The sequence below is a fragment of the Streptomonospora sp. PA3 genome, assembly GCF_009728995.1.
Lineage (GTDB): Bacteria > Actinomycetota > Actinomycetes > Streptosporangiales > Streptosporangiaceae > Streptomonospora.
Genome location: NZ_VTZW01000009.1, coordinates 300,103 through 326,187, shown reverse-complemented (window position 1 = coordinate 326,187; position 26,085 = coordinate 300,103). Strand labels below are relative to the sequence as shown.

The following is a 26,085-nucleotide window of genomic DNA, read 5'->3' as shown; positions in this document are numbered from 1 at the left end:
CACGGCCCCGCCGAAACCCGGAGAACTTCGCGGGGCGGCCCCTCATCGCCACGCGACCGGATCGGACGGCCAATGGACGCTACTGAAACGCCTTTCATCACCCGCGAATCGCTGTTTGCCATGATGCGCGTCTACAAGGACACCAGCCTGCTCCGCACGGGAATCGAACTCGGTGTCTTTCCGCATCTGATCAGGGGAGACTCCGCAGCTTCCGTGGCCGCCAAGACCGGCACCGAACCGCGGGGCATGCGAATCCTGCTGAATGCCCTCGCCGCCCTCCGGCTCGTGGAGAAGCGGGGGGACGAGTACTTCCTTGCCCCCGGAGGCGCGGAGCTCCTGGATCCGGAGAGTCCCCAGTATGTGGGCGACATGGTGCACGTCTTCGCCAGCGACTGGGAATGGGACGCGCTCAAGCGGCTGCCGGAGGCGGTCCGCAAGGGCGGAACGGTCATGGACGAACATGCGGAGACCCCGGAATACGGGTACTGGCAGCACTTCGCCAGCTATGCCCCGGTCGTCGCCCGCCCGACCGCGTCGACGCTGGCCGAGGCGCTCACCGATTGGGCGAAGGGCCGCGACACGTTGGACGTACTCGACGTCGCCTGCGGACACGGGGTATACGGATGCACCGTCGCCCAGAGGTATCCGCAGGCGCGGATCTGGGCGCTCGACTGGGACAGCGTGCTGCCCTACACCCAAGAGGAGGCCGTACGCGCGGGTGTCGCCGACCGGATGAGCCAGATCGCCGGTGACATGTTCGAGGTGCCTCTGGGCGGTCCCTACGACCTGGTTCTCATCACCAACGTTCTGCACCACTTCTCCGCCGATCGGGCCACGCGGCTGCTGGAACGCGCCCGGTCCGTGCTCAAGCCCGACGGCCGGCTGGGACTCGTGGGCTTCACCGTCTCCGAGGACGCCTCACCAGAAGCGGAAGCGGCGTCCCACCTGTTCTCGGTGCTGATGCTGGCCTGGACCTACGAAGGGGAGGTCCATTCCCAGGAGACCTACGATCGGATGCTCACCGCGGCAGGCTTCGCCGATGCCCGGACCCACAGCGTGGCGGGACTGCCTTTCCGCATCGTCACCGCCTCGCCGGCCTGAGGGGTCGCCCGCCCAGCTCGCTTCCTGGCCGGCGGTTTCGCGGCCGCCCGGCCCGCGGCCCTGGGCACGGCCCTGCGCTGCCGCCCCACAGGTCGGGACCGGTTGCGCCGAGAGCACACGCCGCACCCCGTCCCGATAGCGCGCGGCGGCGGTCAGGTGACGTGGTCGGACAGCGCCTTGGCGATCTCGGTAAGGGCCTGCGGGGGCGACATGCGGCTTCCGTGCCGGTAGGCGGCAGCGTAGGCGGCCTCCCCCAGCCGGGCGCGGGCGGCCTCGGCGGTGCGGGCCGCGTCGAGGGTGTGCGCGGCGCTGCCGCCCCGCAGAGCGGCGGATGCGCCCAGGAGCCGGGCGGCGCGCTCGGCGTTTCCGTCCTCCAGAGCGGCCTGGGCCAGGACATCGGCCGCGAGGGTCCGCTGCGGCGGGTACCAGCGGCTCGGGTCGCCGGCGAACGCGCGCCGGTACCAGCTGCGGGCCTGCGCGGAATCGCCCTCTGCCGCGGCGAGCCGCCCCAGCTCCACCAGGCCGCGCTGCGCGCGTACCGCCGCGGCCCCCGGGCCGCCCGGCGGGGCCGCCTGCCGGGCCCACTCGCACATCCGCCGAGCCGCGATGCGGTCGCCCTGCTGCCGGTACGCTTCGGCGAGTCCGTAGCGGGCCGCCGCCAGAATCTCGGCGGCCGCGCTCTGCCGGGCGAGCTCGGCCGCCTGTTCGAACTCCGGGCGCGCGGCCGCGGGATCGCCGTTGTGCAGGAGCGCCTCGGCGCGCAGACGTACCAGGTCGGCGCTGTCTTCGCGGGCGCCCAGCCGCTGTGTGATCTCCAGCGCCTCACCGGTCAGAGCGGTGGTGCGCTCCAGATCGCCCTGCCACGAGGCGATGCCGGCGAGCCCGGAAAGCGCCTGCACCGCGCCCCATCGGTCGCCCGCCGCGCGGAATCCGGCCAGGCCCGAGGTGAAGGCGGCCTCGGCTCGCCGGGAGTCGCCTCCGAAGTAGCGCAGGTACCCCTCGGCGACGTCGGCGGCCGCGCGCACCCACGGTTCCTCGGCCGTCCGGCAGCGTTCGAGGAAGGCGCCGATGCCCGCCGAGCGGCCCGCCTGTCCGGCGCAAGCCGGCCACAGCAGCGCGAGCAGCGGGCGCCGCAGCGGCGGCGCGACTCCCTCGGCGATCTCCACCGCTGCGTCGATCCGGTCGCCGGGCACCACCGCCCCGTCCGCGGTCGCGTTGGCCACACACAGCAGGAAGTCCTCGGGCGCTCGGCGCGGCTCCCGGGCGTCGATGCGCTCCAGCAGGGCGGCCGCCAGCGGCGCTCCCTCGTCGTGGAGTCCGCGCAGCCACCAGTAGGAGGACAGGGCCGCCTGAAGCCGCAGCGCGGCGGCGGCGTCGTGCTCGACGGTCCAGCGCAGCGCCGCGGTCAGGTTTCCGTGGTCCTCGGAGAGCCGGGCGAGCTGTTCGGCCTGGGCCGGCCCGAGCAGCGCGCGATCGGCCGCCTCGGCCAGCTCGCGGTAGTGGTCGGCGTGGGCGCGGCCCACCCGCTGCTCCTCACCCGCCTCGACCAGGCGCTCCACCGCGAACTCGCGGATGGTGGCCAGCATCCGATACCGCCGGCCGCCGTCGACGGCCTCGACGAAGGATTTCTCCACGAGACCGGTGAGTGTGTCGGCGACCTCGCCGCCCGGATCGCATACGGCGCTGACGGCCGCCAGATCGGCGCCGCCGGAGAACGCGGCGAACCGCCGCGCGAGCCGCTGCTCCGCCTCGTCCAGCAGTCCCCAGCTCCATGCGGCCACCGCGCGCAGCGTCTGCTGCTTGGCCGGGGCGGCCCGGTTTCCGCGGCCCAGCAGGGCGAAGCGGTCGTCGAGGCGGCGGGCGATCTCGGCGGGCGGCAGGGCGCGGGCGCGTGCCGCGGCCAGTTCGATGGCGAGGGGGAGACCGTCCAGCGCCCGGCAGACGGCGACGACGTCGGCCGCGTTGCCGTCGTCGACCGCGAAACCCGGCTGCGCGGCCGCCGCGCGTTCCGCGAACAGGCGGACGGAGGGGTAGCCGATCGCCTCCTCGGCGCCGGCGTTCTCGGGCGGAAGCGCCAGGGGCGCGACCGGGTGCACCCGCTCACCGGTGATCCGCAGGGTCTCCTGGCTGGTGGCCAGGATGCGCAACCGGGGGCATTCCTCCAGCAGCCGCGCCGCGAGCTCGGCCGCCGCGGCCAGCACGTGCTCGCAGTTGTCCAAAACGAGCAGCAGCGCACGATCGGCCAGCGCCGCGGCCAACCGCGCCGACGGATCCGCGCGCGGCGGGCCGCCGTCGGGTACAGGCGAGGAGACCAGTCCCGACTCGCGGATGCCCAGTGCGGTGAGCACCGCCTGCGGCACGTCGCCGCCGCTCTCGGTGCGCGCGAGTTCGACGAAGCAGATCTCGCCGGGCTCCAGTGCCGCCGCCTCCAAAGCCAGCCGGGTCTTGCCGACGCCGCCCGGCCCCGTGAGCGTCACCAGGCGCGAGGCGCGCAGCTTGGCACGGACGCCCTCGGGCCCCTGCTCGGGGCCGCCGCCCGGGACGAACCCGGTGAGTTGGGCGGGAAGCGCCCGCAGCGGCCGTGCGCCGGTCGCCTGGGACGCCGACACACGCTCGCGGGGCCGCGCGGGCGGAGCGGTCTCCTCGCCGCGCAGGATCGCGGTGTGGAGGCGCGCCAGCTCCGGCGACGGGTCGGCACCCAGTTCCTCGGCGAGGCGGGCCCGCCCCTGCTCGAAGACCGCCAGGGCCTCGGCCTGGCGGCCCCCTGCCTGCAGCGCTCGCATCAGCAGGCCGCGCAGCCGCTCGCGCAGCGGGTGGTCGGCGACGAGTTCGAACAGCTCGCCCACCGGCGCCCCGCCCTCGCCGAGCGCCAGCCGCGCCTCGATCCGGCTCTCCACCGCACCCAGCCGCAACTCCGCCAACCGCTGAGCGGCGGCTTCGGCGAACGAGGCGGCGGCGACGTCGACGAGCGCAGGCCCCCGCCACTGACTCAGCGCTTCGTCGAGCAGAAGCACCGCGCGGCCGTGGTCTTCGGCGGCCAGCGCTTCGTGTCCGCGTGCCGCCAGGTCTTCGAACCGGTGCGCGTCGACATCGAGCGGGTCGATCGCCAGCCGGTAGCCGGCCGGGTGCGACTCCACCGGCCCGGGGACCGAACCGCTGCGCAAGGCGCCGCGCAGTCGGGAGATCTGCGACTGCAGGGCGTTGTCGGCACCGGCGGGCGGGGACTGGCCGTAGACGCCGTCGATCAGCCGCTCCTTGGGCACCGGGCGCCCGGCGTCCAAGGCGAGGACGGCGAGCACGGCCCTGCCGCGGACGCCGCCCACCCCCAGGAGGGTCCCCTCCTCGGAGCGCACCTCGGTCGGGCCGAGGATTCCCACTCGCATGCCATCCAGTATCGCCGACCGCGCCGATTCGGTCCCACGCCGGCGGATCCGGTCGACGATCGGGCGCAGCCGCGCCCTCGGTGAGCGCGCGGTGCGCCGGCGGTGCGCGCGCGGTGCGCGGCGCCGCGCAGAGTCGAGCCCATGAAGACCGAACCCCCGTCGGCTGCGGCCGACCTCGCAGGGCGCCGGGAATGGGCCGGGCTCGCCGTACTGATGCTGCCCGTACTGCTCATCGCGATGAGCGTCACGATCCTCAACTTCGCGATACCGCGGCTCGCGGCCGACCTGGAGCCCAGCACGGCCGAGCTGCTGTGGATCATGGACATCTACACCTTCCTGCTGGCCGGACTGCTGGTGACGATGGGCACGCTGGGCGACCGGATCGGCCGCCGGCGGCTCCTGCTGCTCGGTGCGGCCGGGTTCGGCCTCGCCTCGGCGGCCTCGGCGTTCGCGACCAGTCCCGAGATGCTCATCGCCGCACGTGCCGCACTGGGGATCGCCGGCGCGACGTTGATGCCGGCCACCCTGGCGCTGATCCGCAACATGTTCGCCGACCCGCGGCAACGCCAGGTGGCCATCGGCCTGTGGACGGTCGGATTCATCGGCGGAACGGCCGTGGGTCCCCTCGTCGGCGGTGTGTTGCTGGAGTTCTTCTGGTGGGGCTCGGTGTTCCTCATCAGCGTCCCGGTGATGCTGCTACTCCTGCTGGCCGGCCCGCTGCTGCTGCCCGAGTACCGCGACCCGGAGGCAGGGCGGCTCGACCTGCTCAGCGCGGCCCTGTCGCTGGCCGCGATCATTCCGCTCGTCTTCGCGGTGAAGCGGGTCGCCGAGGAAGGCCCCGACGCGGCCGCGGCTCTGGCCGTCGCGGTGGGAGCCGCTGCGGGGGTGTGGTTGGTCCGCAGGCAGCTGCGCCTCGCCGACCCCCTGATCGACGTGCGGCTCTTCCGCGACTCCGCGTTCAGCGCGTCGCTGGTGACCGTGGTCCTCGGCGTGTTCGCACTGGTCGGGTTCATGTTCTTCGTGTCGCAGTATCTGCAACTGGTGCTGGACATGCGTCCCATCGAGGCGGGGTTGTGGATGCTGCCGATGGTGTGCATGTCGGCGATCGGCTCGATGCTGGCGGTGGCGGCCACCCGGCTGGTTCGGACGGGATACATCGTCGGGGCCGCTCTGCTCTCGGGGGCCGGGGGCATGGGGGTGCTGACCCAGGTGACCCCCGATACATCCATCGGGCTGCTGCTCATCGGAGTGGGCATGGTCGGCGCCGGGATGGGCGCGATCGCCGCGGTGTGCACCGACCTGGTCGTCGCCTCGGCACCGCCCGAACGCGCCGGGATGGCCTCCTCCCTGTCGGAGTCGGCGGGTGAACTCGGCGGAGCTCTGGGCATCGCGATCCTCGGGAGTATCGGGATGGGCGTCTACCGCGACGCGGTCGCCGCCGAGGTCCCCGCCGACGCCCCTCCCCAGGTCGCCGAGGCCGCCCAGGAAACGCTGCCCGGAGCGGTGGCCGTCGCCGAGCACCTGCCGGCGGAGGCCGCGCGGGAACTGCTGGCCACCGCATTCGCGGCGTTCACCGAGGGCATGCAGGCCGCCGCGGCCAGCGGGGCCGCGGTCTTGGCGGCCGCAGCGGTCATGGCCGTGATCGCGCTGCGCCGCGTCCCCGTGGGCGGAGTCGAGCGGACCGCCGAACCGGAGGACGAGGACAGCGGCCGCGGCCGCTGAGCCGCCCTACCGGGTTCCGGCGGCATGCGATCGACCGCGGTGGACGATCCCCGAGCAGCGGCCGGCGGCGGGCTTATCCCGGATCCGCGCCGGGTACTGCACAGGCAGGGACGAACACGGCCCTGCTGCTTCGCGCGACTCGGGGAGCGGCTCCGGCGTCGCGGGGACGTCATCGCGGTCCCGCTCACCGCCGGGCCTGGCACCGCGGTATGCGTCCGGCGGGGACCGGCTGGGAACGGAGACGGCATGCTGGATCCCGATCCGCCGTTTCGGCCGGTGCGCCGGCGCGACGGCTACCTGCCCCTGGAGGATCTCGGTCTCATCGGCGACGGCGCGACCGCAGCGCTGGTGGGCCTCGACGGATCCGTCCCGTGGCTGTGCCTGCCCCGCTTCGACTCCGAACCGCCGTTCTGCGGCCTGCTGGATCGCGAGCGGGGCGGGCATTTCACCGTCCAGCCGGATGTGGTCGTGCAGGCCCGGCAGCGCTACGAGCCCGACACGGCGGTCCTGGCCACCGAACTGGAGGGCCCCGCGGGCCGGGTCCGCGTCACCGACGCGCTGGCGCTGCGCTCGGGCGCCGACCTCGCCGACGACGCACCCGCACAGCGAGCGGAGCTCGTGCGTTCCGCCGTGGTCCTGGACGGCGACGTCCGCCTGCGCGTGGCCATGCACCCCCGCGGCGGCGCGCAGGTGCGCCCGGTTTCCGGCGGACTGGAGCTGGACGTCGCGGGGCGGCCGGATCTGCGGTTGCATCTGCGCTCGAACCGCCCCCTCAGCGGCCTGGACGGCACCTACGAGCTGCATCGCGGCGAGCGCCTGGACCTGGTGCTGTCCTGGGGGCGCGTGCGCCGCCACCACCGGGTCGGCGCCGAGCGGATGCTGCTGGACACGGCCGAGGCGTGGCGCCGGTGGATGGCGCGCTTCGATTACCGCGGCCCCGAGGAGGCGCTGGTCCGGCGCGCGGCGATCACCCTGAAACTGTGCGACGACTGGGTCAACGGCGCCCTGGTCGCGGCGCCGACGTCCTCGCTGCCGGCTCCGATCGGCGGGGTCCGCAACTGGGACTACCGCTACACATGGATCCGCGACGCGGCCTACACCGTGTTCGCGCTGCGCCGGATCGGTTTCGCCGATGAAGCCGACGGCTTCCTGGGGTGGGTCCTCGACGCCTTCGAACAGAGCCGGACGCCGCGGATCATGTACCGCATCGACGGCGGCGCGGTGCCCGACGAGCTCGTGGACACCGAGTTGGCGGGCTATCGGGGCTCCGCCCCGGTGCGGTGGGGCAACGGTGCCGCCGACCAGCTCCAGCACGACCTCTACGGCGAGGTGCTGGACTGCGCCGACCAGTGGCTGAAGGCCGGGGGCACGCTGGAGCCGGAGATGTGGGCCCGCCTGAGTGGACTCGCCGACACCGCGGGGGCGGCGTGGCGGCAACCGGACCAGGGCATCTGGGAGGTGCGCAGCGAGGGCAGGGTGTTCACCTATTCGGCCGGCATGTGCCAGGTGGCTTCGGACCGGGCCGCCGCGATGGGTGAACGGCTCGGTCTGCCCGGACCGATCGCGGCCTGGCGGGCGTCCGCCGACAAGCTGCGCCGGCTCGTCCTGGAGGAGTCCTGGGACGAGGACGCGCAGACCTTCCGCGAACACCTCGACGGTAGCGGCGGCCTGGACGCGAGCCTGCTCGCGCTCCCCCTCAGGCAGGTGGTCCCCGCCGACCACCCGCGCGCGGTCGCCACCGCGGCCGCGATCGCCGACCGGCTCTCGGCCGGAGACGGCCTGCTGTACCGGTACCTCCATGAAGCGTCGACCGACGGGCTTCCCGGCGACGAGGGCGCGTTCGTGCTCTGCAGCTTCTGGCTCGTGGACAACCTCGCGCTGCAGGGCCGGGTGGAGGAGGCCGAACGGCTGTACCGGTCGCTGTGCGATCGGGCGAGCCCACTGGGGCTGCTCTCCGAGCAGATCGATCCCTCGACCGGGGATTTCATGGGCAACTTCCCGCAGGCGTTCAGCCACATCGGCGTCGTCGCCAGCGGGGTGAACCTCGCGCGGGCGAAGGCGCGGCTGCGCTGATCGACCGGCGCGGTCCCGGCTCATCATGCGGCGGATCCACCGCGAACCGATAGGCTCCGAACCGGATGACGCCCGCGCCCGAGAGTGCGCTTGTGGGCCGGTGGGACCGCCCATACTCTGCCGCCATGCTCGTGCAACGATTGCAGGCGGCGGCCCTCATCCTGGGCCCGCTGATCTTCGCCGCGTCGCCGTTCTTCTGGACCGGCGGACATTACGGAGTAAACGGCGGAATTCTGATCGCGCTGGCAATGGTGCCGTGGGTGTACGGACTGCTGGGCGAATACGAGCGGTTGCGCGAGCGGATCCCCCGGATCGCCGGGTTGTGGCTGCTGGTACTGCTGATCGGGATGTTCGGCAGCATCGCCTTCGGGCTGCAGGGGTTCTTCGAAGGGGTATTCGGCATGGCGGAACGGTCCGGGCTGGCGCGATTCGGCGACTACCCGCCGCAAAGCCTTCTCGTGCTTTGGCTGCCGGGCCCGGTTTTTCCGTTGGCACTGTTCGTATTCGGCATACTCCTTTGGTGGACCCGGATGTCGCCATGGTGGGTGGCCGCGCTGATCTGCTTGGCCGCCATCACATTTCCGCTGGGCCGTGCCCTTCGTCTCGAATGGGTGGCTTATCTCGCCGACCTGCTGGTGATCGTGCCCTTCGCCCTGCTCGCCTGGCGCGCCTGGCACCGGGCGGCGGCCGTCTCCACAGGGGCTGTCTAGCCGGACGGGGTGCGGTCGCCGGTCGAGGCGGGCGGGGTGCCGCGGAGTCCGGCCGCTGCGCGGACGAGGGAGGCGACCGCCGGCGAGCGGCTGCTCGGCGGCCATGCGATGACCGTGGTGACCTGCGGCGCGTCGACGACGGGCACCGCGACGTGCTCGGGCCACTGCCAGGCGCGGCTGGAGGCGGGGATGACGAGCAGGGTCCGGCCGAGCGCCACGAGTTGGGCGAGCTGCGACTGGGTGCGCACCTCGGGTCCGGGGCCGTCCGGGTAGGAACCGTCGAGCCGGGGCCAGCGGGCGATCGGCAGGTCGGCTACGTTCTGGACCTCCGCCATCGTGAGCCGGCCGCGTGCGGCGAGGGGATGCTGCGCGGGAAGGATCGCGACCTGGCCTTCGACGTCGAGGACCTCGGTGTCGAACCCGGCGAGGTCGTCGAACGGGCGGTGCATGAGCGCCACGTCGGCGTGCCCGCCGCGAAGCAGCCCCGCCTGCTCGCCGACCTCGCACAGCAGGACCTCGACCGGCGCCGCACCGGGATCGCCGGCGACGCCGTCGAGGAGCCGCCGCAGCAGCTCGTGGGAGGCCCCGGCCTTGGTCGCGAGCACCAGCGGCCGCTTGGCGTCCCCGGCGCGCCGCGTCCGGCGTGCGGCGGCCGCGACGGCGTCGAGGGCCGCCCGGGACTCCCGCAGGAGCACCCTGCCGGCGTCCGTGAGCGCCACTGTGCGGCGGTCCCGGTCGAGGAGGCGGACGCCGAGCCGCTGCTCCAGCCGGCGGATCGCACGGGACAGCGGCGGCTGCGCGATCCCGAGCCGTCCGGCGGCGCGCCCGAAGTGCAGTTCCTCGGCGACGGCGACGAAGTACCGCAGCTCGCGGGTCTCCAGATCGTCCACAGGCGCAGCCTACCGTCTGATACCCGGCGAGTATCACAGCGTGCCCAATCGGTCTTGGACGCGCGAGCACGGCTCGCCCAGCATGGACAGCGTGAACAACACGAAGACCGCGCTGGTGACCGGCGCGAACAAGGGGATCGGCTTCGCCATCGCACGGGGGCTCGGGGCGATCGGCTGCACAGTGGCAGTGGGCGCGCGCGACGAGGCCGGGCGCGAGGCGGCCGTCGAGGCCCTGAGGGCCGCGGGCGTCGACGCGTTCGGGGTCGCCCTCGACGTCACCTCCGACGCCAGCGCCGCCGCGGCTGCGGCGAGCATCGAGCGCACGGCCGGACGGCTCGACGTGCTCGTCAACAACGCGGGCATCGCCGGCCGGACCGACGGCGGCGCACAGGACCCCACGACGCTCGACCTCGACGTCCTCCGCACGGTCCTGGACACGAACGTGTTCGGAGCCGTCCGGGTGACGAACGCGATGCTCCCGCTGCTGCGCCGCGCGCCTTCGCCGCGCATCGTCAACATGTCGAGCAACATGGGCTCGCTGACGCTGCAGACCGGCCCCATCATGGCCGCATACGCGCCGTCGAAGACACTGCTCAACAGCATCACGGCCCAGTACGCCCGCCGACTGGCCGACACGGACATCATCGTCAACGCCGCCTGCCCCGGCTACGTGGCGACCGACTTCACCGGCTTCAACGCGCCGCGGACACCGGAGCAGGGCGCGGCCATCGCGATCCGGCTCGCCACCCTGCCCGACGACGGGCCGCGCGGCGGGTTCTTCGACGACGAGGGCGCCGTCCCCTGGTGAGGCGGCCGGACGGGAACGCGGTGGCGGCGGCCGGCACCGCCGCAGCCGGAGGCCGCCACCGGCCTGTCCCGAGGACGGAGCGCGCCGCGGCGGACCGGCCGCATGGGAGGCGACCGGAGCGGCCGACCGGCTAGCTCGTGGCCTCGGGCGCCGTGAGTCCGACGGCGATCGTGCGGATCAGCAGGTCCATGGTTGCGGCATAGGTGTCGGGGGCCAGTTCGTCGCGGTGCAGGGCGGGCAGGAGGGCGGTGCGCAGCACGCCGAGGACGGCCCCGGGCTCGGCGTCGACGATCCGGCCCTCGCTTTGGGCGGAGGCGATGAAGTCGGTCAGCGGCCGCAGCAGCGCCCGGCTCGCGCGGTCGGCCTCCGCGTCGCCCATCCGGGCCTGGACCGCGCGCATCTCCTCGGGGTTGGCGAGCAGGCGGCGGTAGAGCGGGTTGGTCTCCAGCACGGTCAGGATCTCGCGCAGCAGTGCGGCGATCCCCTCGCGGGTGTCGGACGGTCCGGTGGCGGCCGCCGTCAGCCGGGACCCGATCTCCCCGGCCTGCTCCAGCATCAGGTCCAGGAAGAGGGCCTCCTTGCTGTCGAAGAAGGAGTAGAAGCCGGCTTTGGAGATCCCGGCAGGGCCCGTCAGGTCCTCCAGCGTGGTTTTGCGAAGCCCCTGCCGGGCGAAAAGCTCGGCGCCGGCGGCACGCAGTCGGGCGGTGATCCGCTCCCGCTCGGCGGAGCTGAACGAGGGCACGGCACCTCCAGGGAGAACGGTCTGTTCGGCCGGTCATCAAAGTTACTTGACGCCGCGGCCGCGGCATGGTTCGTTGTAAACATAAATCCGAACTGTTCATATGGATACCGGAGGCGGCCCGTGGACGTCGACCTGATCTCCGCCCTTACCTCGCCCGATCGCGACGCCGCGCTGGAGAAGCTGTGCGAAGGGCCCGCGGTCAAGACCGCCTCGTACTTCGACGGCACCTCGATCCACCTGGTCACCGGGCACGACGAGATCATGACGGTGCTGACCGACCCCCGGTTCAGCAACGACGCGAACAAGCAGACCAAGCTCGACCTCTCGGGCGCGGCGGGGATCCCCGAGGACGTCCGCCCCTACTTCATGGCGGCGCTGGGCGCCCAGGACCCGCCGGACCACACGCGGCTGCGCCGGCTGGTGTCCCGGGAGTTCACCTTCCGCCGCGTGGAGCGGCTCAAGCCGCGCATCCGCGAGATCACCGGCGAGCTGCTCGACGCTCTGCCGCAGGAGGCCGACCTGGTCGCCGACCTGGCCTACCCGCTGCCGATCCGGGTCATCTGCGAACTCCTCGGCGTGCCCCTGGAGGACCAGGAGCACTGGCGCCGGTGGTCGCGCAGCCTGGGCGGACCGGACCTGGAGACCATGGCCGCCGGCTCCCGCGGACTGGTGGCCTACATCCGGGAGCTGATCGCGGCCAAACGCGCCGAGCCCGGCGAGGACCTGCTGTCCGCCCTCGTCGCCCACGACGAGCTGACCGAGGCCGAGACGGTGTCGCTGGCGGTGAGCATCCTGCTGGCCGGGCATGAGACCACCGTCGCGGTGATCTCCGCCGGCGCGCTTCTGGTGCTCACCCATCCCGAGCAGCGGGAGCGCCTGACCGCCGAGCCCGAGCGCGTGGCCGATGCGGTCGAGGAGTTCCTGCGCTACAACGGGGCCGCCGACGTCGGCGTGTTCCGCTACACGCTGGAGCCGGTGGAGCTGGGCGGGGTCGCCATCCCGGCCGATGAGCCGGTGATGCCGCTGTACTTCGGCGGCAACCGCGACCCGCGCGTCTTCGCCGAGCCCTCGAAGCTGCGGCTGGACCGCGGGCGCAGCGACCATCTCGCCTTCGGGCACGGCATCCACTACTGCCTGGGCGCCGCCCTGGCCCGCGCCGAGCTGCAGATCGTCTTCACCGAGCTGCTGCGCCGCTTCCCCGGCCTCGCCCTCGCCCACCCCGAGGCGCCCCCCGCCTGGCGGCCCGGACCGGCGCGCGCTCTGGAGAGCCTGCCGGTGCGGCTGTCCTGACCGCCGCGGTCCGCCCCCGGGGGTGGGCCGCAGCGGGCCCCGCTGTGTCCGCGCTTCGAGGGACGCCTCGCCGCCGACGAGCGCGCCGGCGCCGTGCCGCCGTCCCCCGATGGTGGGAGACCGCCGCCACGGACCGCCACGGGTCGATCAGCGGGAGAACGGTCAGTCCATGAGGCGATCGAAGATGGAGCGGGCCTCCGCGTCGGTGAAGTCGGACTCGTATTCGCCCGGCACTATGTCGAGGTAGGGGGAGGTCTCGTACTCGAGCACCGCGGGGCACGGATCGCCGATCTCCGCGCTGTAGTCCGCCACCGGCTCGCCGGTCTTCAACGAGTACGCCTTGACGGTGAACCTGCTGGCATAGAAGTCGACCTTCGCCGACTGCTGGAACGGCGACAGCAGTTGGTCCGCACCGGGATCGTAGTGGCAGGTCTGCTGGTAGCCGCCCTTGTCGGGGCCTTCGACGCAGGTCACCAGGACCGTTTCGGCGACGGCGCCGGCCCGCCAGGAGTCCGGGAAGCCGTACTCGTCGGGGTCCATCCCCAGCGTCCGCATCGCGTGCGGACCGGCGCCCTTGTAGGCCGGCGCGTCGGGATAGGCGGCCGGGTGGTCGCAGTATGCGCCCCCGGCGAGTAGGCCCTCGGTGGCGTCTGCCGCCAGTTCGTGTTCGGGGTGGGTCTGCACCAGGTCCTGGTAGACCGGGCCCGCCGCCTCCGGGTTGGTCGCGGTGAGGGCCTCCGCGCAATCGAACTTGCGCACCGGCACCTGATCGGCCGCCGACGCCATCGGTTCGGCCAGCGCCGGCGACTGCCAGGTCCGCGCGTGCAGCACGCTGTCGATCGCTGTGGCCTTGCACGGCGGGACGTCGGCGAGGTCGGCGAGGAACGACTCCGCGACGGCTCTGACGCGCCGGCTCTCGCCGGGTGTGTCCTCAAGCGTCGCGGAGAGCTGCGTGAACGCCTCATCCACCGTGGCCGGCGCCGGGTCGCCGGCGTCGGGCACCTCCTGCTCCCGCGGATCGGGGTCGCTTCGCAGGACCTCGTCGAGCAGGAGTTCGGCGCGCTTGGGCCCGGCTCCGTCCCACAGGGCGCCGGGATGCTCCAGATACGCGCCGAGCTGCTCGGCCCCCGCCGCGGAATCCGATGCGTCGAGGGCGGCCAGCAGCAGTTCGCAGGCCTCCCGCTCCTCTTGGCCGCGGGCGGTCGCCGAGCCGTCGACCAGACCGTGGGCGGCGCCGAGCCAGCGCAACGAGCCCACCGCGCGATCGCAGTCGCCGCCGGCGTGCGCGGCCGCGGCGTCGCGCGCGATCGCCCAGGTGTCCAAGAGCAGCCATGCCGGCGTGACGAGTACCAGGCAGACCGCCGTGAGGACGCGGTCGCGCCACACCGGGTTCCGCCCGCCGCGCGGGCCCGGCCGCTCACCGGACGCGCGGGATGCCGATCGCCAGGTGTGCAGGACCAGCGCCGCCCACCAGAGCGCCAGGAGCAGCCTCCACACGAGCATGTGGGGGAAGACGGCGACGAGCGCCAGCAGGGCGATCGATCCGAGCAGTGACACGATCGCCGTGCGCGGCCGGCGCATCAGCAGGTAGCCGATGCCGAGCAGGGTGGCGTTGCCCAGCACCGCGGAGATCCGGTCGGGGGTGCGCTGCGTCGAAGTCTCGGCTTGCGGGATCGGAGGGGGGACGTCAGGTGCCATGGGGGGCGTCCGATCGGGCCGGGGGGTGACCGTCGGCGACCAGTCAACCAGCCCGGGGTGACGTGCGGCATCGGATTCGCGCCGCGGGCTGTGGCCGGATGCGGATACGCCCGGCGGACGGCATGGGCGCGGGGACCGGCCGCCTCGACCCCGCGAGCACTCCGCGGCGGAACCCCGGTCGCAGACGGCGGTCCGGGCCGCCGCCGCTACTCGAACACGACCGTGCCCGCGGCACCGTCGACGGTGATCAGCTGCCCGGTGCGGATCCGCTCCGTGGCGCCCGGGACGCAGATCACCGCGGGGATGCCGTACTCGCGCGCCACCGTCGGCCCGTGCGCCATCACCGCGCCGGTCTCGGTGACGAGCCCGCCGGCCGTGAGGAACAGCGGCGTCCAGCCCGGGTCGGTCGTCGGCGCGACGAGGATCTCGCCCGGCTCGATCGCCGCGTCCGCCGGGTCGCGTACCACGCGGGCGCGGCCGCTGACCCGTCCGGAGGCCGCGCCGTTGCCGGTGAGCGTGCGGGCGCCGGTCGCCCGGGCCGGCAGCAGGGTCTCCGCGTCGGTGCCGTCGTCGAGCAGGGCGACGGGAACCCTCCGGCGCCGCAGCTCCCGCGCGTACTCCCTCCGCCGTCCGGCGACCGCCTCGCGCAGGTCCGCGCCGTCCTCGACCACCGTGCGCAGCTCGGCCGGCGTGAGGAACATGACGTCGTCCGCGCGCTGGAGGAGCCCGTCCTCGCGGAGCCGGGCACCGATCAGCAGGAGCCGCCGGCGCCGGTCGCGCAGCGGATACAGCCCGGCGAACTTTCCCGCCTCGCGCAGACCGCCCAGCTCGCGGGCGCGGCGCAAAAAGAAGCCGGCGAGCCGGCCGCGCAGCGGCCGCGTGCGCCGCGCCCGCCGGGCGAGTTCGGCGAGCATCTCCTCGGCTCTGGCGGAGGCGCGTTCGAACCGCCGGTCCGGGGCCTGCTCGGGATCGGTGACTCGCAGGAGGTTGGCGAGCATGGCGAACACCGGTGCGGGATCCTCCGACCAGCGCGGCACGCCGACGTCGACCTCGGCGGCGGCTCGGTGGCCGTAGGCGTCGAGGAACGCGGTCAGTCCGATGTCCGGCAGCTCGCCCGCGAGGTAGGCCGCGGCGAGCTTGTCCGGTGCCGTGTTCAGGAGGAGTTCGCGGTGGGGCGCGGCGCGCCGGGACACCTGCCACAGCGCCAGATCCATCTCGATCGTGACGTTGTGGGGCATGCCCCCGAGCACGGTGCGCACCTCGTCCTCGTCGGCGATGCCCTTGAGCAGCGGTTGCAGCGCCGCCGAGGCCAGCAGTCCGCTGACGACGGGCCAGACGAGTGCGCCGAGGTCTCCGCTCGGGTGGCCGGTGTCCTCGACCAGGTCCAGCAGCTCCGCGGGGGTGGCGGGGTCGGCGGCCGGCTCCCGCCGGAGGCGTTCGATCTCGCCGAACACGCGCGCCCGCGCCGCCGCCGGCCGGGCCAGCGCACCCGCGATGCCGGCCACCGCCTTCGGTCCCATCCCCAGTGCCGCACGGCCGGGCCGGCGAACCCTCTTCCGCGGGGCGAACCGCGGGTCGCGCAGCAGGTGTTCGACCACCGCCTGGGCGCGCGGCCCGAAGTCGACCGCCATGAGCTTCACCAGCCGCCCCCGGGTCGCGGGGTCGAGCATCGCGTCGGTCAGGTCGCCGTAGAGCCGCCCGCCGATGTCCACGATCTCCGCCTTCACACCGACCGCCGCGAGCATGCCCGCGACCAGGGACTTCAGCGTCGACATGCCCATCGGCGTGGCCGGCTGGAGCATGCCCTGGACATGTCCGAACTCCACGTACAGCCGCGCGCCCGGCTGCGGGCCCTGCGGGGGCGCCGGGAAGAGCGTGGTGATCGGCCGGGACTGCAGCAGCCACAGCCGCCCGGTGCGGTCGTAGGCCCATTCGATGTCCTGCGGCGCGCCGAACCGGCTCTGCAGCCTCGCCCCGACCTCGCGCAGCTCCGCCAGCCGGTCCGGGGTGAGGCACCCGCGCTGCGGTGCGTCTGCGCCCTCTGCGCCGTCCAGGACGTAATGGTCGGCCGCCGCCGCCCCGTCCACGAGTGCCGCGCCCACCCCGGGGGCGGCGTCGACGACGGCCCGGCTCCGCGATCCGGTGAGCGGGTCGGCGGTGAAGAGCACGCCCGCGACCTCGGCTTCGACCATCCGCTGGACGACGACGGCCATGCACGCGGTGTCGTGTGTGACTCCGGCGGCCCGGCGGTAGGCGATCGCGCGCTCGGTGTGCAGCGACTCCCAGCAGGCGCCGATCGCCTCGACCAGCTCCTCGGCGCCGGTGACCGCGAGTCGGGTGTCGTGCTGGCCGGCGAATCCGGCATCGGGGAGGTCTTCGGTCGTGGCGCTGGAGCGGACCGCGACCGGACCGCCGCCGAGGCGGTCGTAGGCGGCGAGCACCTCGGCTCGCGGGACCTCGCCGCGCTCGTGGGCCTCGGTCGTGACGCAGAAGCCGTCCGGCACCTGCTCTCCCATCCGGATCAGCGCGGCCAGCCCGGCGGCCTTGCCGCCCACCAGGTCCCGCCGCTCCGGGTCGATCGAGGACAGCTCCAGCACGTTCATACCCAGCGGCTCCCAAGGTGATCGCGGTCAGGCGCGCCCGCCCGGCGCGCCGGGCGGCGGCGGGAGGGCGCGGGCAGCCGGCAGGCCGGCGCGGCGGATGCGGAGCGAAGCATCAGCGGCGCTCCGCCAGGATCTCGATCAGCCGCCGGAACGCGGCGATCTGGGCGGGCGGCAGCTCGCTTAGCAGGTGGTCCAGCCATCCGGCGGACCCCGCGGAGTCGGATGCGTGCTGGGACGAGGCGTACTCGTCCACCATCGCCGAGGCCATCTCGGCCGGGATGTGGCCCGCGAGATCGGCGGCCAGCTCCTCCACCCGGGGGTCGCCGGGGTCGGCGCCGGCGAGCTCGTCGAGGCGCCGGTTGAGGTCGCGGCCGCGTTCGACCGCATCCGGTTCGGTCAGCGGGCGGAACAACGCGAGGAACTCGGCCCGGTGGCCGGGATCCACGCCGGTGTCGATGAGCGAGAGGACCTGCCGGTCGAACGCGGCGAACGCGGAGCCCTCGTCGGGCAGGTCGCGGAGCACGGCCGCCAGTTCCGGCGAGACCGTCGCGTCGGGGTCCGGCTCGGCCTCTGCCAGCAGCGCCGCCAGCCGCTCCCGCCTGGCCGCGATCGCCTCCTGCTGCCGCGCCAGGTCGGCGTCCAGCTCGCCGAGGACTTCGCGCAGCTCCCGGCCCCGGTCGTCGGCCAGCACGTCCCGGATCTCCTCCAGCGACAGGCCCAGCTCGGCGAGCCGCCGGATCCGGGCGAGGGCGACCGCGTCCCGCAGCCGGTAGTCGCGGTAGCCGTTGGCCCGGCGCCGGGGCTCGGGCAGCAGCCCCAGGCGGTGGTAGTGCCGCACCGTACGGGTGGACACCCCGACCAAGGCGGCGAGCTCGCCGATTCGCATGCCTCCATTACAAGCGTTGACGCTGCGTCAAGGTCAATCGGAACGGAACCGAAGGCGCTCCGCTCCCTGAGCACTGGCGGCCATGGACGACGACGTCACCTCGCGTGGCGGAGCCGATACGACGTGTGCGGCGATCGCTCGTGGGCATGACGGATCCAGCCGCACGGGACTCTCGCGGGATTCCCTGCCTGCGGAGGTGTGCGTGCGGCCGCTGTCCGCGCATCCGTGATCCGGTGCCCCGGATCCCGACATCTGGAGAGCACATGTTCCTCCCCCGCAGCTCTGGAACGACGGTCGGGTCCGCGGTGGTGCTGGCGCTCGCCTCGGTCTCGCCCGTCAGCGCCGGAACCTCCGCCGAGGAATCCCCCCGTCCGGCGGATCCCGCGTCCCCGCAGGCGCCGGGGCCGGCCGGCGCCGACAAGAGCATCGGCTTCTACGTCGGCAAGAACCTGACCGCCGACGGCTCGGTCCTCATCGGCGGGTTCGGCCACGAGCCGTCGAGCCACTGGCTGGAGATCGTCGACCGCCGGCGGCATCCGCAGGACGCCATGATCACGGTAGGCGCCACCGAGGAGGCGTCCATTCCGGGCCGGCTTACCGAGATCCCGCAGGTCGACGAGACGGCCAAGTACATCACCATGAACTACTCGGAATTCGCGGGGTTTCCCGCGCCGCTCACCAACGGCGGCCTCAACGAGCACCAGGTGGCCGCCCGCGACATCTGGTCGCCCTCGCGGGAGGAGCTCGTCGAGATGACCCCCACCCCTCAAGAGGGGCCGCAGTACAGCGACCTGTCGCGCATCGCGATGGAGCGCGCCACCAGCGCCCGCGAGGCCGTGGAGATCGTCGGCGGACTCATCGACGAGTACGGGTACACCACCTACGGCGGCAACTCCCACCTGTTCGCCGACGAGAACGAGGGGTGGGTACTGGTGGAATTCGCGGGAGGCGAGGGCCTGTGGGCCGCCGAGCGCCTGGGACCCGACGACGTCCGGGTCTCCTACCCCGGATACATCCGGGACTTCCCGGTCGACTTCGCCGGCGACCCCGACTTCATGGGCTCGAAGAACCTGGTGAGCTTCGCCGAGGAACAGGGCTGGTTCGACGCGGACGGCCGGCAGACGATCGACCTGCAGGAAGTCTACGGCGCTCCCTTCCCGGGACCGCCCGGCAACGACGAGAAGGCGCCGTTCCGCTACCCGCCCCGGCTGGAGGACGAGCTGCGCAAGCTGGCGCCCGTGCGGCTGGAGGACATGCTGCGCATGGTCCGCGACCCACGCTGGTCCGACGACCGCTCCGGCTACGGCCAGGTGGCTGCGCTGCGCGACGACCTGGCGAACCCGGACCTGGCGACGCTGTGGGTCGCGCCGACCGCCGCAGTGACCGCCCCCTACATCCCTTGGCACATCGGTGCCCGCACGATCCCGCCGGAGTACAGCCAGCACCGCTACCTGACCTCGGGGGCCGCCGCGAACTTCATGGATCCCGACCACGCCCACCTGGAGGCCACGCGGTACCCGGTGCGGACGTTCAAGCGGCTCATGTACTACACCTGCGAGCATCCCCGCGTGTTCCTGGGCGAGGTGACCCGCGCCTTGGAGGGATTCGAGGCGCGGACGCTCGATCGGCTCGGCGGGGTGGAGGATGATGCGCGCCGGGCCTATGAGGCGGGCGACGCCGCCGAGGCGCGCGGGCTCCTGACCGACTTCAGCACTACCCGCGCTATGGACGCGCTCGCCCTCGGCGAGTACCTGGTCGACGACGTCGAGCGGCGGACCAAGCAGCGATGGGGCATCAGGATGCCCGATGAGACGCCCCCCGAGGGGTCGACCTCCGAATCCACGAGCATGAACCCGAACCTGGTCGGCGAGGATGTGGTCGTCCCCCGCGACCGCGTCAACTGCGACATGGGCGACGGTTGGGCCGAGGGGTCGACGGTCGACCGCCAGGGCACCTACGGCGACCCCGGCGCGGTCCCGGATTACCGGGTCGCCGATGGCGATCAAGGCGGACCCGCGTGGCCCTGGGGTCTGGGCGGCGCTGCCGGCGGGCTGCTGGTCGGCGCCGCCGCCGTGTACTGGCTGCGCAGGAACTCCGCCTGAGGTGCAGCTCCGGAGTCGGTCGGCCGCGGTTCGCCTCGGCCCCGGTCAGAACACTGCGAAGAACGCGACGGCCGCCGCGATGAGCGCGCATACGGCGCCGACTATCGCGAACGCGAGGAGAGTGGCGTGCCGTTCGGCCCACGGTGCGAGGCCCGGGTGCATCCGGTGGAACTCCTTGGCGGTGACGGGGCCTTCGGGCCCGCTGCACGGCACGCCGAGTGCGTCCACCAGGCGGTCGAAGTCCTCGCGCGTGTATGCGCCGCCGGACACCCGGATCAGCGGGTCGCGGTGGGTGTCGAGGAGGAACAGGCTTTCGCCGGCCGACCGCCCGTTCGCCCCGACGATGGTCACGCGGACCGCCTCCGCGATAGCCGAGCGCGGCCGGCGGTGCCGGCCGAACAGCCCCTGCACGACGAGCTCGTGGGCCGACAGGGTGATCCGAGAGGTGAGGACGGCACCGATCATCAGGACCGCCGACACCGTGAACAGGCCACCCACGATCAGGACGGCCGCCATCGGGGCGCTTCCGGCGATGACCCCACCGACGATGACGATGCCCGCCACCACCGAGACGCCCGGGAGGAGCAGCCCCTTCTGGAGGCCCGGCCGCAGTACGAGATCGCCCTGAACATCGCCCATGCGCGCTCCGTCCCTTCCGTGCAAGTCCCCCAATCCTGCCGTACCGGCGGCGGTGCTCGGGCCGCGCGGCGGCACCGGCCGCGACTGCGGAGACCGTGAAACGCGGAAGCGCCGCACTGAGCGGCGCCGCGCGGGTCCGCCGGGCGGCGCCGCTTCCACTGGAGGATCAGGAGGGGTTCGGCTCGGCCCGGTGGCGCAGGCCGTCGATGAGCAGGGCGACCATGCGCCGGGGGTACTCGGCGCCCGCCTCGGCCACGGGCATGCACAGGTTGGGGACGGCGTGCAGCAGGTCCTCGGGCTCGACGTCGGGGCGGATCTCGCCGGCGGCGGCCGCGGCCTCCAGCAGCGAGCCGAGGGCGGGGCCGAGCTTGGCCATGAAGTAGCCGGGAAGGGCGTCGAACGCCGGGTCGCCGGAGTGGAGGGCCTTGACGAGTCCGCGCTTGGTCGCGAGGAACTCGATATAGCGGTCGATCCACTTCTCCAGCGCCTGCCCGGGCGGGTTCTCGGCGGCCAGCGCCGGCGCCGCGTCGGCGCAGGCGTCGACCTCGCGCTGGAAGACCGACTTCACCAGGTCCGAGCGCTGCGGGAAGTGCCGGTACAGCGTTCCGACTCCGACACCGGCCTTGTCGGCGATCTCCTTGGCGGGCGCATCCACCCCTGAGGTGGCGAAGACGGTCTTCGCCGCCTCCAGAAGGGCGTCGATGTTGCGCTGGGCGTCGGCGCGCAGCCGCCGCGTCCGTCCGGATGCCGCTCCCCGATCCGCCGAGCCGGCCCCGGCCGGCGTTGTGTCGTCTGTCACCGCACTCCTCCGCTTGTTTTCCGGAATGCCTTTCCATATAGTTCTGGAAGGGCGTTCCGCTTAGGTTCAGGATACGACATCGCGGCAGCGCCCGCCATCCTTCGGCCCCATCCAGGAGAAGCCGTATGCAGTACCGCACCCTCGGCCGGACCGGCATCAAGGTCAGCCCTTACGCGCTCGGCGCCATGATGTTCGGATCCGCCGGCAACCCGGACCACGACGACTCGATCAAGATCATCCACAAGGCCCTCGACGCCGGCATCAACGTCGTCGACACCGCCGACATCTACTCCGGCGGCGAGTCGGAGCAGATCGTCGGCAAGGCTCTCCAGGGGCGCCGCGACGACGTCGTGCTCGCCACCAAGGCGCGGCTGCCGATGGGCGACGACCCCAACCGCCAGGGCGCATCCCGGCGCTGGCTGGTGCGCGCTCTGGAGGACTCGCTGCGCCGGCTGGGCACCGACCACGTCGACCTGTTCCAGATCCACCGACCCGACCCCGACACCGACATCGAGGAGACCCTCTCGGCGCTCACCGACCTGGTGCGCGCCGGCAAGGTCCGCGCCGTGGGCGCCTCGTCCCTGCCCGCCTCGGAGATCGTCGAGTCCCACTGGGTGGCCGAGCGGCGCGGGCTGACGCGGTTGCGCACCGAGCAGCCGCCGTACTCGATCCTCGACCGGGGCATCGAGCGCGAGGTACTGCCGGTCGCGCAGCGGTACGGCATGGGCACCCTGGTCTACAGCCCGCTGGCGGGGGGCATGCTCACCGGCCGCTACCGCAGGAACCAGCAGGCCGACACGCACCGGGCCCGCTACGGCTTCAAGCACCTCGCCGACGAGCGCCGCCTCGACGCGGTCGAACAGCTCATCGCGGTGGCCCGGGACGCGGGGATGCCGCTGGCGCACATGGCGACGGCCTTCGCGATCGCCCATCCCGGTGTCACCTCCGCGCTGATCGGGCCGCGCACGATGGAGCAGCTCGACAGCACGCTCGCCGGAATCGGCACCGTGCTCGACGACGAGGTCCTCGACCGCATCGACGCGATCGTGCCGCCCGGCACCGACGTCGGCCGGCTCGACATGGCCTACGACACGCCCGCCGTCCTGCACTCCCCCCTGCGCCGGCGCCCCGTCGGCGAGCGCGCGGCCGCCTGATCCCGCAAAAGCCACGAAAACCTGGAGAGCTTGAAATGCGCCTGCGAACACTGGCCCGGGTGGGGCGGTCGGCGGAGTCGCCGCTGCGCCCCGAACCGCGCTCACCTTCCCCGCACCGCTCCGCCCACCACAGCGATTGGACCGGTCCCATGGCACACCGGCAGCACCCCATCGGAACAGGCTTCACCGCGGCATCGACCGTCGACGACGTCATCGCCGGCATCGACCTGACCGGCAAGAACGCCGTCGTCACCGGCGGCCACTCCGGCCTCGGCCTGGTGACCGCCCGCGCCCTGGCCGAGGCCGGCGCCTCGGTCACCGTCGGCTCGCGCGACACCGAGCGCGCCGAGGCGGCGGTGGCGGGCATCGAGCGCGTCGAGGTCGATCGGCTCGACCTGATCGACCCGGCCTCGATCGACGCGTTCGCCGACCGCTACCTGGCCTCGGGCCGCCCGCTGCACATCCTGATCAACAACGCCGGCTTCCCGGCCACCGCCGAAACAACCCGGGACGCCCGCGGCTACGAGGCGCAGTTCGCGGTGAACCACCTCGGCCACGTCCAACTGACCCTGGGCCTGTACCCCGCACTGCGCGCCGCCGGCGGTGCCCGGGTCGTCACCACGACCTCCGGCGCCCAGCGGCTGTCCGACATCCTGTGGGACGACCCCAACTTCATCGCCCGCGGCTACGACCCCCACCTGGCCTACGCCCAGTCCAAGACCGCCAACGTGCTGTTCACCGTCGAACTGGACCGCCGCTGGGCCGGCGAGGGGATCCGCGCCTACGCCGCACACCCGGGCGTCGTCGCCGCCACGGCCTTCAACAGCTCGGCCGGCGCGGAGGCGCAGCGGGCCATGGGCCTGATCGACGAGGCCGGGCGGCCGATCATCGACCCCGAGCGCGGTAAGAAGACGCCGGAGCAAGGGGCCGCCACGATCGTGTTCGGGGCCACCAGTCCCCTGCTCGACGGCATCGGCGGTGTCTACCTGAACAACAGCGACGTCTCGCAGCTGAACGACGAGCAGCCGCCCGTCACCGTCCACGAGGTCTCGGGCGACGTCGTGTCCCACTCCGTCGACCCGCACTCGGCCCGGCGCCTGTGGGAGCTGACCCGGCAGCTGCTCAAGGCCTGACGTCCCCGCTGCGGTGATCCCGAGCGGTCGGGCCCGCGGTCACTCATCTGTTCTCAGCGAGGCGACGAGGGTGCCGGCCGCGTCGGCGAGGACGTCGAGCGCGTAGGGCAGAGGGCGGCGGAAGCGGGGGCGGACCGCTGATGGCGGTCCTCCTCGCCCGGCACCTGCCGGCCCGACCACCGCCCCGTTCGCCGCCCTGCGGGTCCCGCTGGCGGCGCTCGGCCTGCTGGTACTCACCCTCGGCGGCCCGGCGCTTCCCCTGCGGCGGCGGTGGCGCCCCATCGGACCGGCGTAGCGGAGGACCCCCGCCACTCGCGCATCATCCGACCCGTCCGGTGACCGCATCGGCCGTGCGCGCCGGCGCCCGGCCGCCCGGCGTCGCCGTGCCCCGGCGAGCAAGATCATCGGGTTTCTGCAGGAATTCGGGAATCACGCATACAGAGCCCGCAGCTCCGACTCCGCCTTTCAAGAACAAACCGGTTGCACTCCAAACCTAAAGCGCGGGGCGACTAATGAAGTCGGCGCCCGCCATGGCCGTATTTTCACCCTGAGCCACGACGTGATTACACAGGAACCCGTCACCCCGAGGACAGCCGTCCTTGACACGACCATCCCTCCGACCTATTTTTGGGAGCGCTCCCGGACGAGCATGAAGATCAAATAATAAAAATAATGCAACCTGCGGAGGCCCATGGAACGCTGCCGATCTCGCACGACGCCCGGCACCCCCGCCATCCGACGGCCGCAGCGGCATCGGGGGCGCGCCGCTATCGACCCGCGCGCCGTTCCCGGACCCCGGCCCGGGGCCCGGCAGGGGCCCCGCTTTCCGCCTCTCGAACCCTCCTGCAGAATGGGCGGACACACCCCGCCTCCGGCCCCCGAAACAAACCGGGGGCAGAAAAAACGGATTTCCATCGACCATTCCCGATTATCGATCGCCTACTGCGGCCCACGGCCCCCTGACCACCGCACGCCGTTTCCGCCGCCTTCGTGACAAAAGGCCGGCGACGGCTAATCGGATCGCCGCACCACCTGGAATGCTTGTGACGCGTCGAACGCCTGGATGATCCAAAGGAAAGGTATGACCACCGAAGACATTGACGCGCCCGTTCGAGGAGGAGGCTCCGTGGTCCCGACAGTGCCCGCCTCGGGCCCCGGAGGAGGCGAGCGCGTCACTCTTCTCGATACTCGGATCGTCGTAGCCATTTCCGACAGCGTGTTGCGGCATGGAATGCTGACGCTCCTGCGCGAGCTGCCGCTTCGTTGCCTGGACAGCTTCCCGATGCTGAGGGAGGCCGACCTCGCCGAGGTCCGGGCCGGCCCCTCCCGCCGGGTGGTGATCGTGGCCGGCTCGGAGTCCGACGCGATTCCGTGGACCGACATCCCGCCGGAGGCAAAGATCCTGGTGCTGCTCGCCGAACCGTCCGGAGTCGCGTCCCTGCGCGGTTCGGTCCGGGCCGACGGTTTCCTCCTCCAGGCCGAACTGAACGTCCACACCCTCACGGACGCCCTGTGCAGCGTGCTCGCCGACCAGTTCCCCATACCGCCCGAGGTCGCGCGGCAACTGGTGACCGAGGGGCCGGCTCAGCGGTCGGCGCATCTGCGTGCGGCCTCCCTCACCGAACGCCAGCACGAGACTCTGCGCCTGTTGTCGGAGGGCCTCACCAATCGAGAGATCAGCCGGCGCCTGCGCATTTCTGAGCACGGCGCCAAAAGGCTGGTCGCCACCGTTCTCACCAAACTCGGTTGCGCCAACCGTGCCGGCGCGGTCGCGATCGCGATCCGTGAAGGGCTGCTGCCCTAGAGCGCTTCCGAGCCGCTTTCCCCCTGATCCCGGGATGCGGTCGTCCGCCTCGCACAGCTCCTGTCCGCGAACCGCCCGGCACATCGACGGGCTGGTTCACCCCTGGACGTAAACGCTGTTAGGGGAGAACGTCAGATTCGGGGTGGACCCGGTGGGAATCTGCATCGGATGACCGGTGCAGTCGGAGCTCTGGAACATCGCCGCGGGGTTGCTCCCGGTATTGATCGCCGATTGCGCGGCCTCGCCCCAGCCGTGCTCCACCAGATCGACACACGCGCCCGAGTCACCGGGCAGCGGGGAGGCCGTGAACCGCTCGCCCTCAAACCCCGATTCGCTGTACAGGCACAGGGCGCCCGAGAACGGGCACAGCTCATCCGAACCCTCCGCGAGCGCCGGCGGCGCAAGAACGCCCAGCGCCAGACCGACCGCGGCGGCTCCCACACCGACCCTGACCGAGACCCGAGTGGATTTCCGATGACCGATCCGCATTCCGCATTCCCTTCGCTCTGGGCCCCGGGAATTGATCATCCGCCTTCTTCGGACGGCAT

19 protein-coding genes are annotated in these 26,085 nt (G+C 72.8%); 10 read left to right on the top strand and 9 right to left on the bottom strand.

Annotated features, from left to right (window positions below):
- Positions 1 to 72: 72 nt before the first annotated feature.
- Entirely contained in the window at positions 73 to 1,101 is a 1,029-nt protein-coding gene (locus FZ103_RS09795; protein WP_255429867.1) for a cyclopropane-fatty-acyl-phospholipid synthase family protein, read from the top strand.
- 152 nt (positions 1,102 to 1,253) lie between these two features.
- On the opposite strand, the gene FZ103_RS09790 is transcribed toward FZ103_RS09795, so the two are convergent.
- Positions 1,254 to 4,484, bottom strand: coding sequence for a BTAD domain-containing putative transcriptional regulator (locus FZ103_RS09790; RefSeq protein ID WP_156000379.1), 3,231 nt, complete (start codon positions 4,482 to 4,484; stop codon positions 1,254 to 1,256).
- Positions 4,485 to 4,625: 141 nt separating this feature from the next.
- Here FZ103_RS09790 and FZ103_RS09785 point away from each other — a divergent pair, with 141 nt between their 5' ends.
- The 3 genes from FZ103_RS09785 (at position 4,626) to FZ103_RS09775 (ending at position 8,989) form a co-directional block, all read left to right on the top strand.
- Positions 4,626 to 6,206, top strand: a complete 1,581-nt coding sequence (locus FZ103_RS09785) for an MFS transporter (RefSeq protein WP_156000378.1) — start codon at positions 4,626 to 4,628, stop codon at positions 6,204 to 6,206.
- 246 nt (positions 6,207 to 6,452) lie between these two features.
- The gene (locus FZ103_RS09780) at positions 6,453 to 8,279 is read left to right on the top strand and encodes a glycoside hydrolase family 15 protein (RefSeq protein WP_156000377.1); all 1,827 of its coding nucleotides are present in this window, start codon (positions 6,453 to 6,455) and stop codon (positions 8,277 to 8,279) included.
- Between the two features lie 125 nt (positions 8,280 to 8,404).
- Positions 8,405 to 8,989, top strand: coding sequence for a hypothetical protein (locus FZ103_RS09775; RefSeq protein WP_156000376.1), 585 nt, complete (start codon positions 8,405 to 8,407; stop codon positions 8,987 to 8,989).
- On the opposite strand, the gene FZ103_RS09770 is transcribed toward FZ103_RS09775, so the two are convergent.
- Positions 8,986 to 9,879, bottom strand: a complete 894-nt coding sequence (locus FZ103_RS09770; RefSeq protein WP_186356076.1) for a LysR family transcriptional regulator — start codon at positions 9,877 to 9,879, stop codon at positions 8,986 to 8,988. The genes FZ103_RS09775 and FZ103_RS09770 overlap by 4 nt on opposite strands.
- An 82-nt stretch (positions 9,880 to 9,961) precedes the next feature.
- Here FZ103_RS09770 and FZ103_RS09765 point away from each other — a divergent pair, with 82 nt between their 5' ends.
- Positions 9,962 to 10,687, top strand: a complete 726-nt coding sequence (locus FZ103_RS09765; protein ID WP_156000961.1) for an SDR family oxidoreductase — start codon at positions 9,962 to 9,964, stop codon at positions 10,685 to 10,687.
- 130 nt (positions 10,688 to 10,817) lie between these two features.
- Here the strand turns inward: FZ103_RS09765 and FZ103_RS09760 are convergent, their stop codons facing one another.
- Positions 10,818 to 11,429, bottom strand: coding sequence for a TetR/AcrR family transcriptional regulator (locus tag FZ103_RS09760; RefSeq protein WP_156000375.1), 612 nt, complete (start codon positions 11,427 to 11,429; stop codon positions 10,818 to 10,820).
- Positions 11,430 to 11,549: 120 nt separating this feature from the next.
- Between FZ103_RS09760 and FZ103_RS26015 the strand changes: the two genes are divergently transcribed.
- On the top strand, positions 11,550 to 12,719 hold the full coding sequence (locus FZ103_RS26015) for a cytochrome P450 (protein ID WP_156000374.1): 1,170 nt from the start codon (positions 11,550 to 11,552) through the stop codon (positions 12,717 to 12,719).
- A 162-nt stretch (positions 12,720 to 12,881) separates the two neighbouring features.
- Here FZ103_RS26015 and FZ103_RS09750 read toward each other — a convergent pair whose 3' ends face one another.
- The 3 genes from FZ103_RS09750 to FZ103_RS09740 all read right to left on the bottom strand — a co-directional run bounded on the left by FZ103_RS09750 (position 12,882) and on the right by FZ103_RS09740 (position 17,906).
- Positions 12,882 to 14,417: a hypothetical protein gene (locus tag FZ103_RS09750; protein ID WP_156000373.1), complete on the bottom strand. Its 1,536-nt coding sequence runs from the start codon at positions 14,415 to 14,417 to the stop codon at positions 12,882 to 12,884.
- A 206-nt stretch (positions 14,418 to 14,623) separates the two neighbouring features.
- On the bottom strand, positions 14,624 to 17,020 hold the full coding sequence (locus FZ103_RS09745) for a PEP/pyruvate-binding domain-containing protein (RefSeq protein ID WP_156000372.1): 2,397 nt from the start codon (positions 17,018 to 17,020) through the stop codon (positions 14,624 to 14,626).
- A 112-nt stretch (positions 17,021 to 17,132) separates the two neighbouring features.
- Positions 17,133 to 17,906 (bottom strand): MerR family transcriptional regulator, encoded by a 774-nt coding sequence (locus FZ103_RS09740; protein WP_156000371.1) that lies wholly within the window; start codon positions 17,904 to 17,906, stop codon positions 17,133 to 17,135.
- 263 nt (positions 17,907 to 18,169) lie between these two features.
- Here FZ103_RS09740 and FZ103_RS09735 point away from each other — a divergent pair, with 263 nt between their 5' ends.
- Entirely contained in the window at positions 18,170 to 20,008 is a 1,839-nt protein-coding gene (locus tag FZ103_RS09735) for a C69 family dipeptidase (protein ID WP_156000369.1), read from the top strand.
- 45 nt (positions 20,009 to 20,053) lie between these two features.
- Here FZ103_RS09735 and FZ103_RS09730 read toward each other — a convergent pair whose 3' ends face one another.
- A complete protein-coding gene (locus FZ103_RS09730; RefSeq protein WP_156000367.1) occupies positions 20,054 to 20,647 on the bottom strand; it encodes a hypothetical protein in 594 nt (197 codons plus the stop codon).
- Positions 20,648 to 20,813: 166 nt separating this feature from the next.
- Positions 20,814 to 21,446, bottom strand: a complete 633-nt coding sequence (locus FZ103_RS09725) for a TetR family transcriptional regulator (protein WP_343233454.1) — start codon at positions 21,444 to 21,446, stop codon at positions 20,814 to 20,816.
- Between the two features lie 125 nt (positions 21,447 to 21,571).
- Between FZ103_RS09725 and FZ103_RS09720 the strand changes: the two genes are divergently transcribed.
- The 3 genes from FZ103_RS09720 to FZ103_RS09710 all read left to right on the top strand — a co-directional run bounded on the left by FZ103_RS09720 (position 21,572) and on the right by FZ103_RS09710 (position 25,537).
- A complete protein-coding gene (locus tag FZ103_RS09720) occupies positions 21,572 to 22,600 on the top strand; it encodes an aldo/keto reductase (RefSeq protein WP_156000366.1) in 1,029 nt (342 codons plus the stop codon).
- 149 nt (positions 22,601 to 22,749) lie between these two features.
- Complete coding sequence (locus tag FZ103_RS09715) at positions 22,750 to 23,733, top strand: SDR family NAD(P)-dependent oxidoreductase (RefSeq protein ID WP_156000364.1); 984 nt, start codon at positions 22,750 to 22,752, stop codon at positions 23,731 to 23,733.
- A gap of 1,081 nt (positions 23,734 to 24,814) precedes the next feature.
- On the top strand, positions 24,815 to 25,537 hold the full coding sequence (locus tag FZ103_RS09710) for a response regulator transcription factor (protein ID WP_186356075.1): 723 nt from the start codon (positions 24,815 to 24,817) through the stop codon (positions 25,535 to 25,537).
- Positions 25,538 to 25,633: 96 nt separating this feature from the next.
- Here FZ103_RS09710 and FZ103_RS24860 read toward each other — a convergent pair whose 3' ends face one another.
- A complete protein-coding gene (locus FZ103_RS24860; RefSeq protein WP_186356074.1) occupies positions 25,634 to 26,026 on the bottom strand; it encodes a peptidase inhibitor family I36 protein in 393 nt (130 codons plus the stop codon).
- Between the last annotated feature and the right edge of the window lie 59 nt (positions 26,027 to 26,085).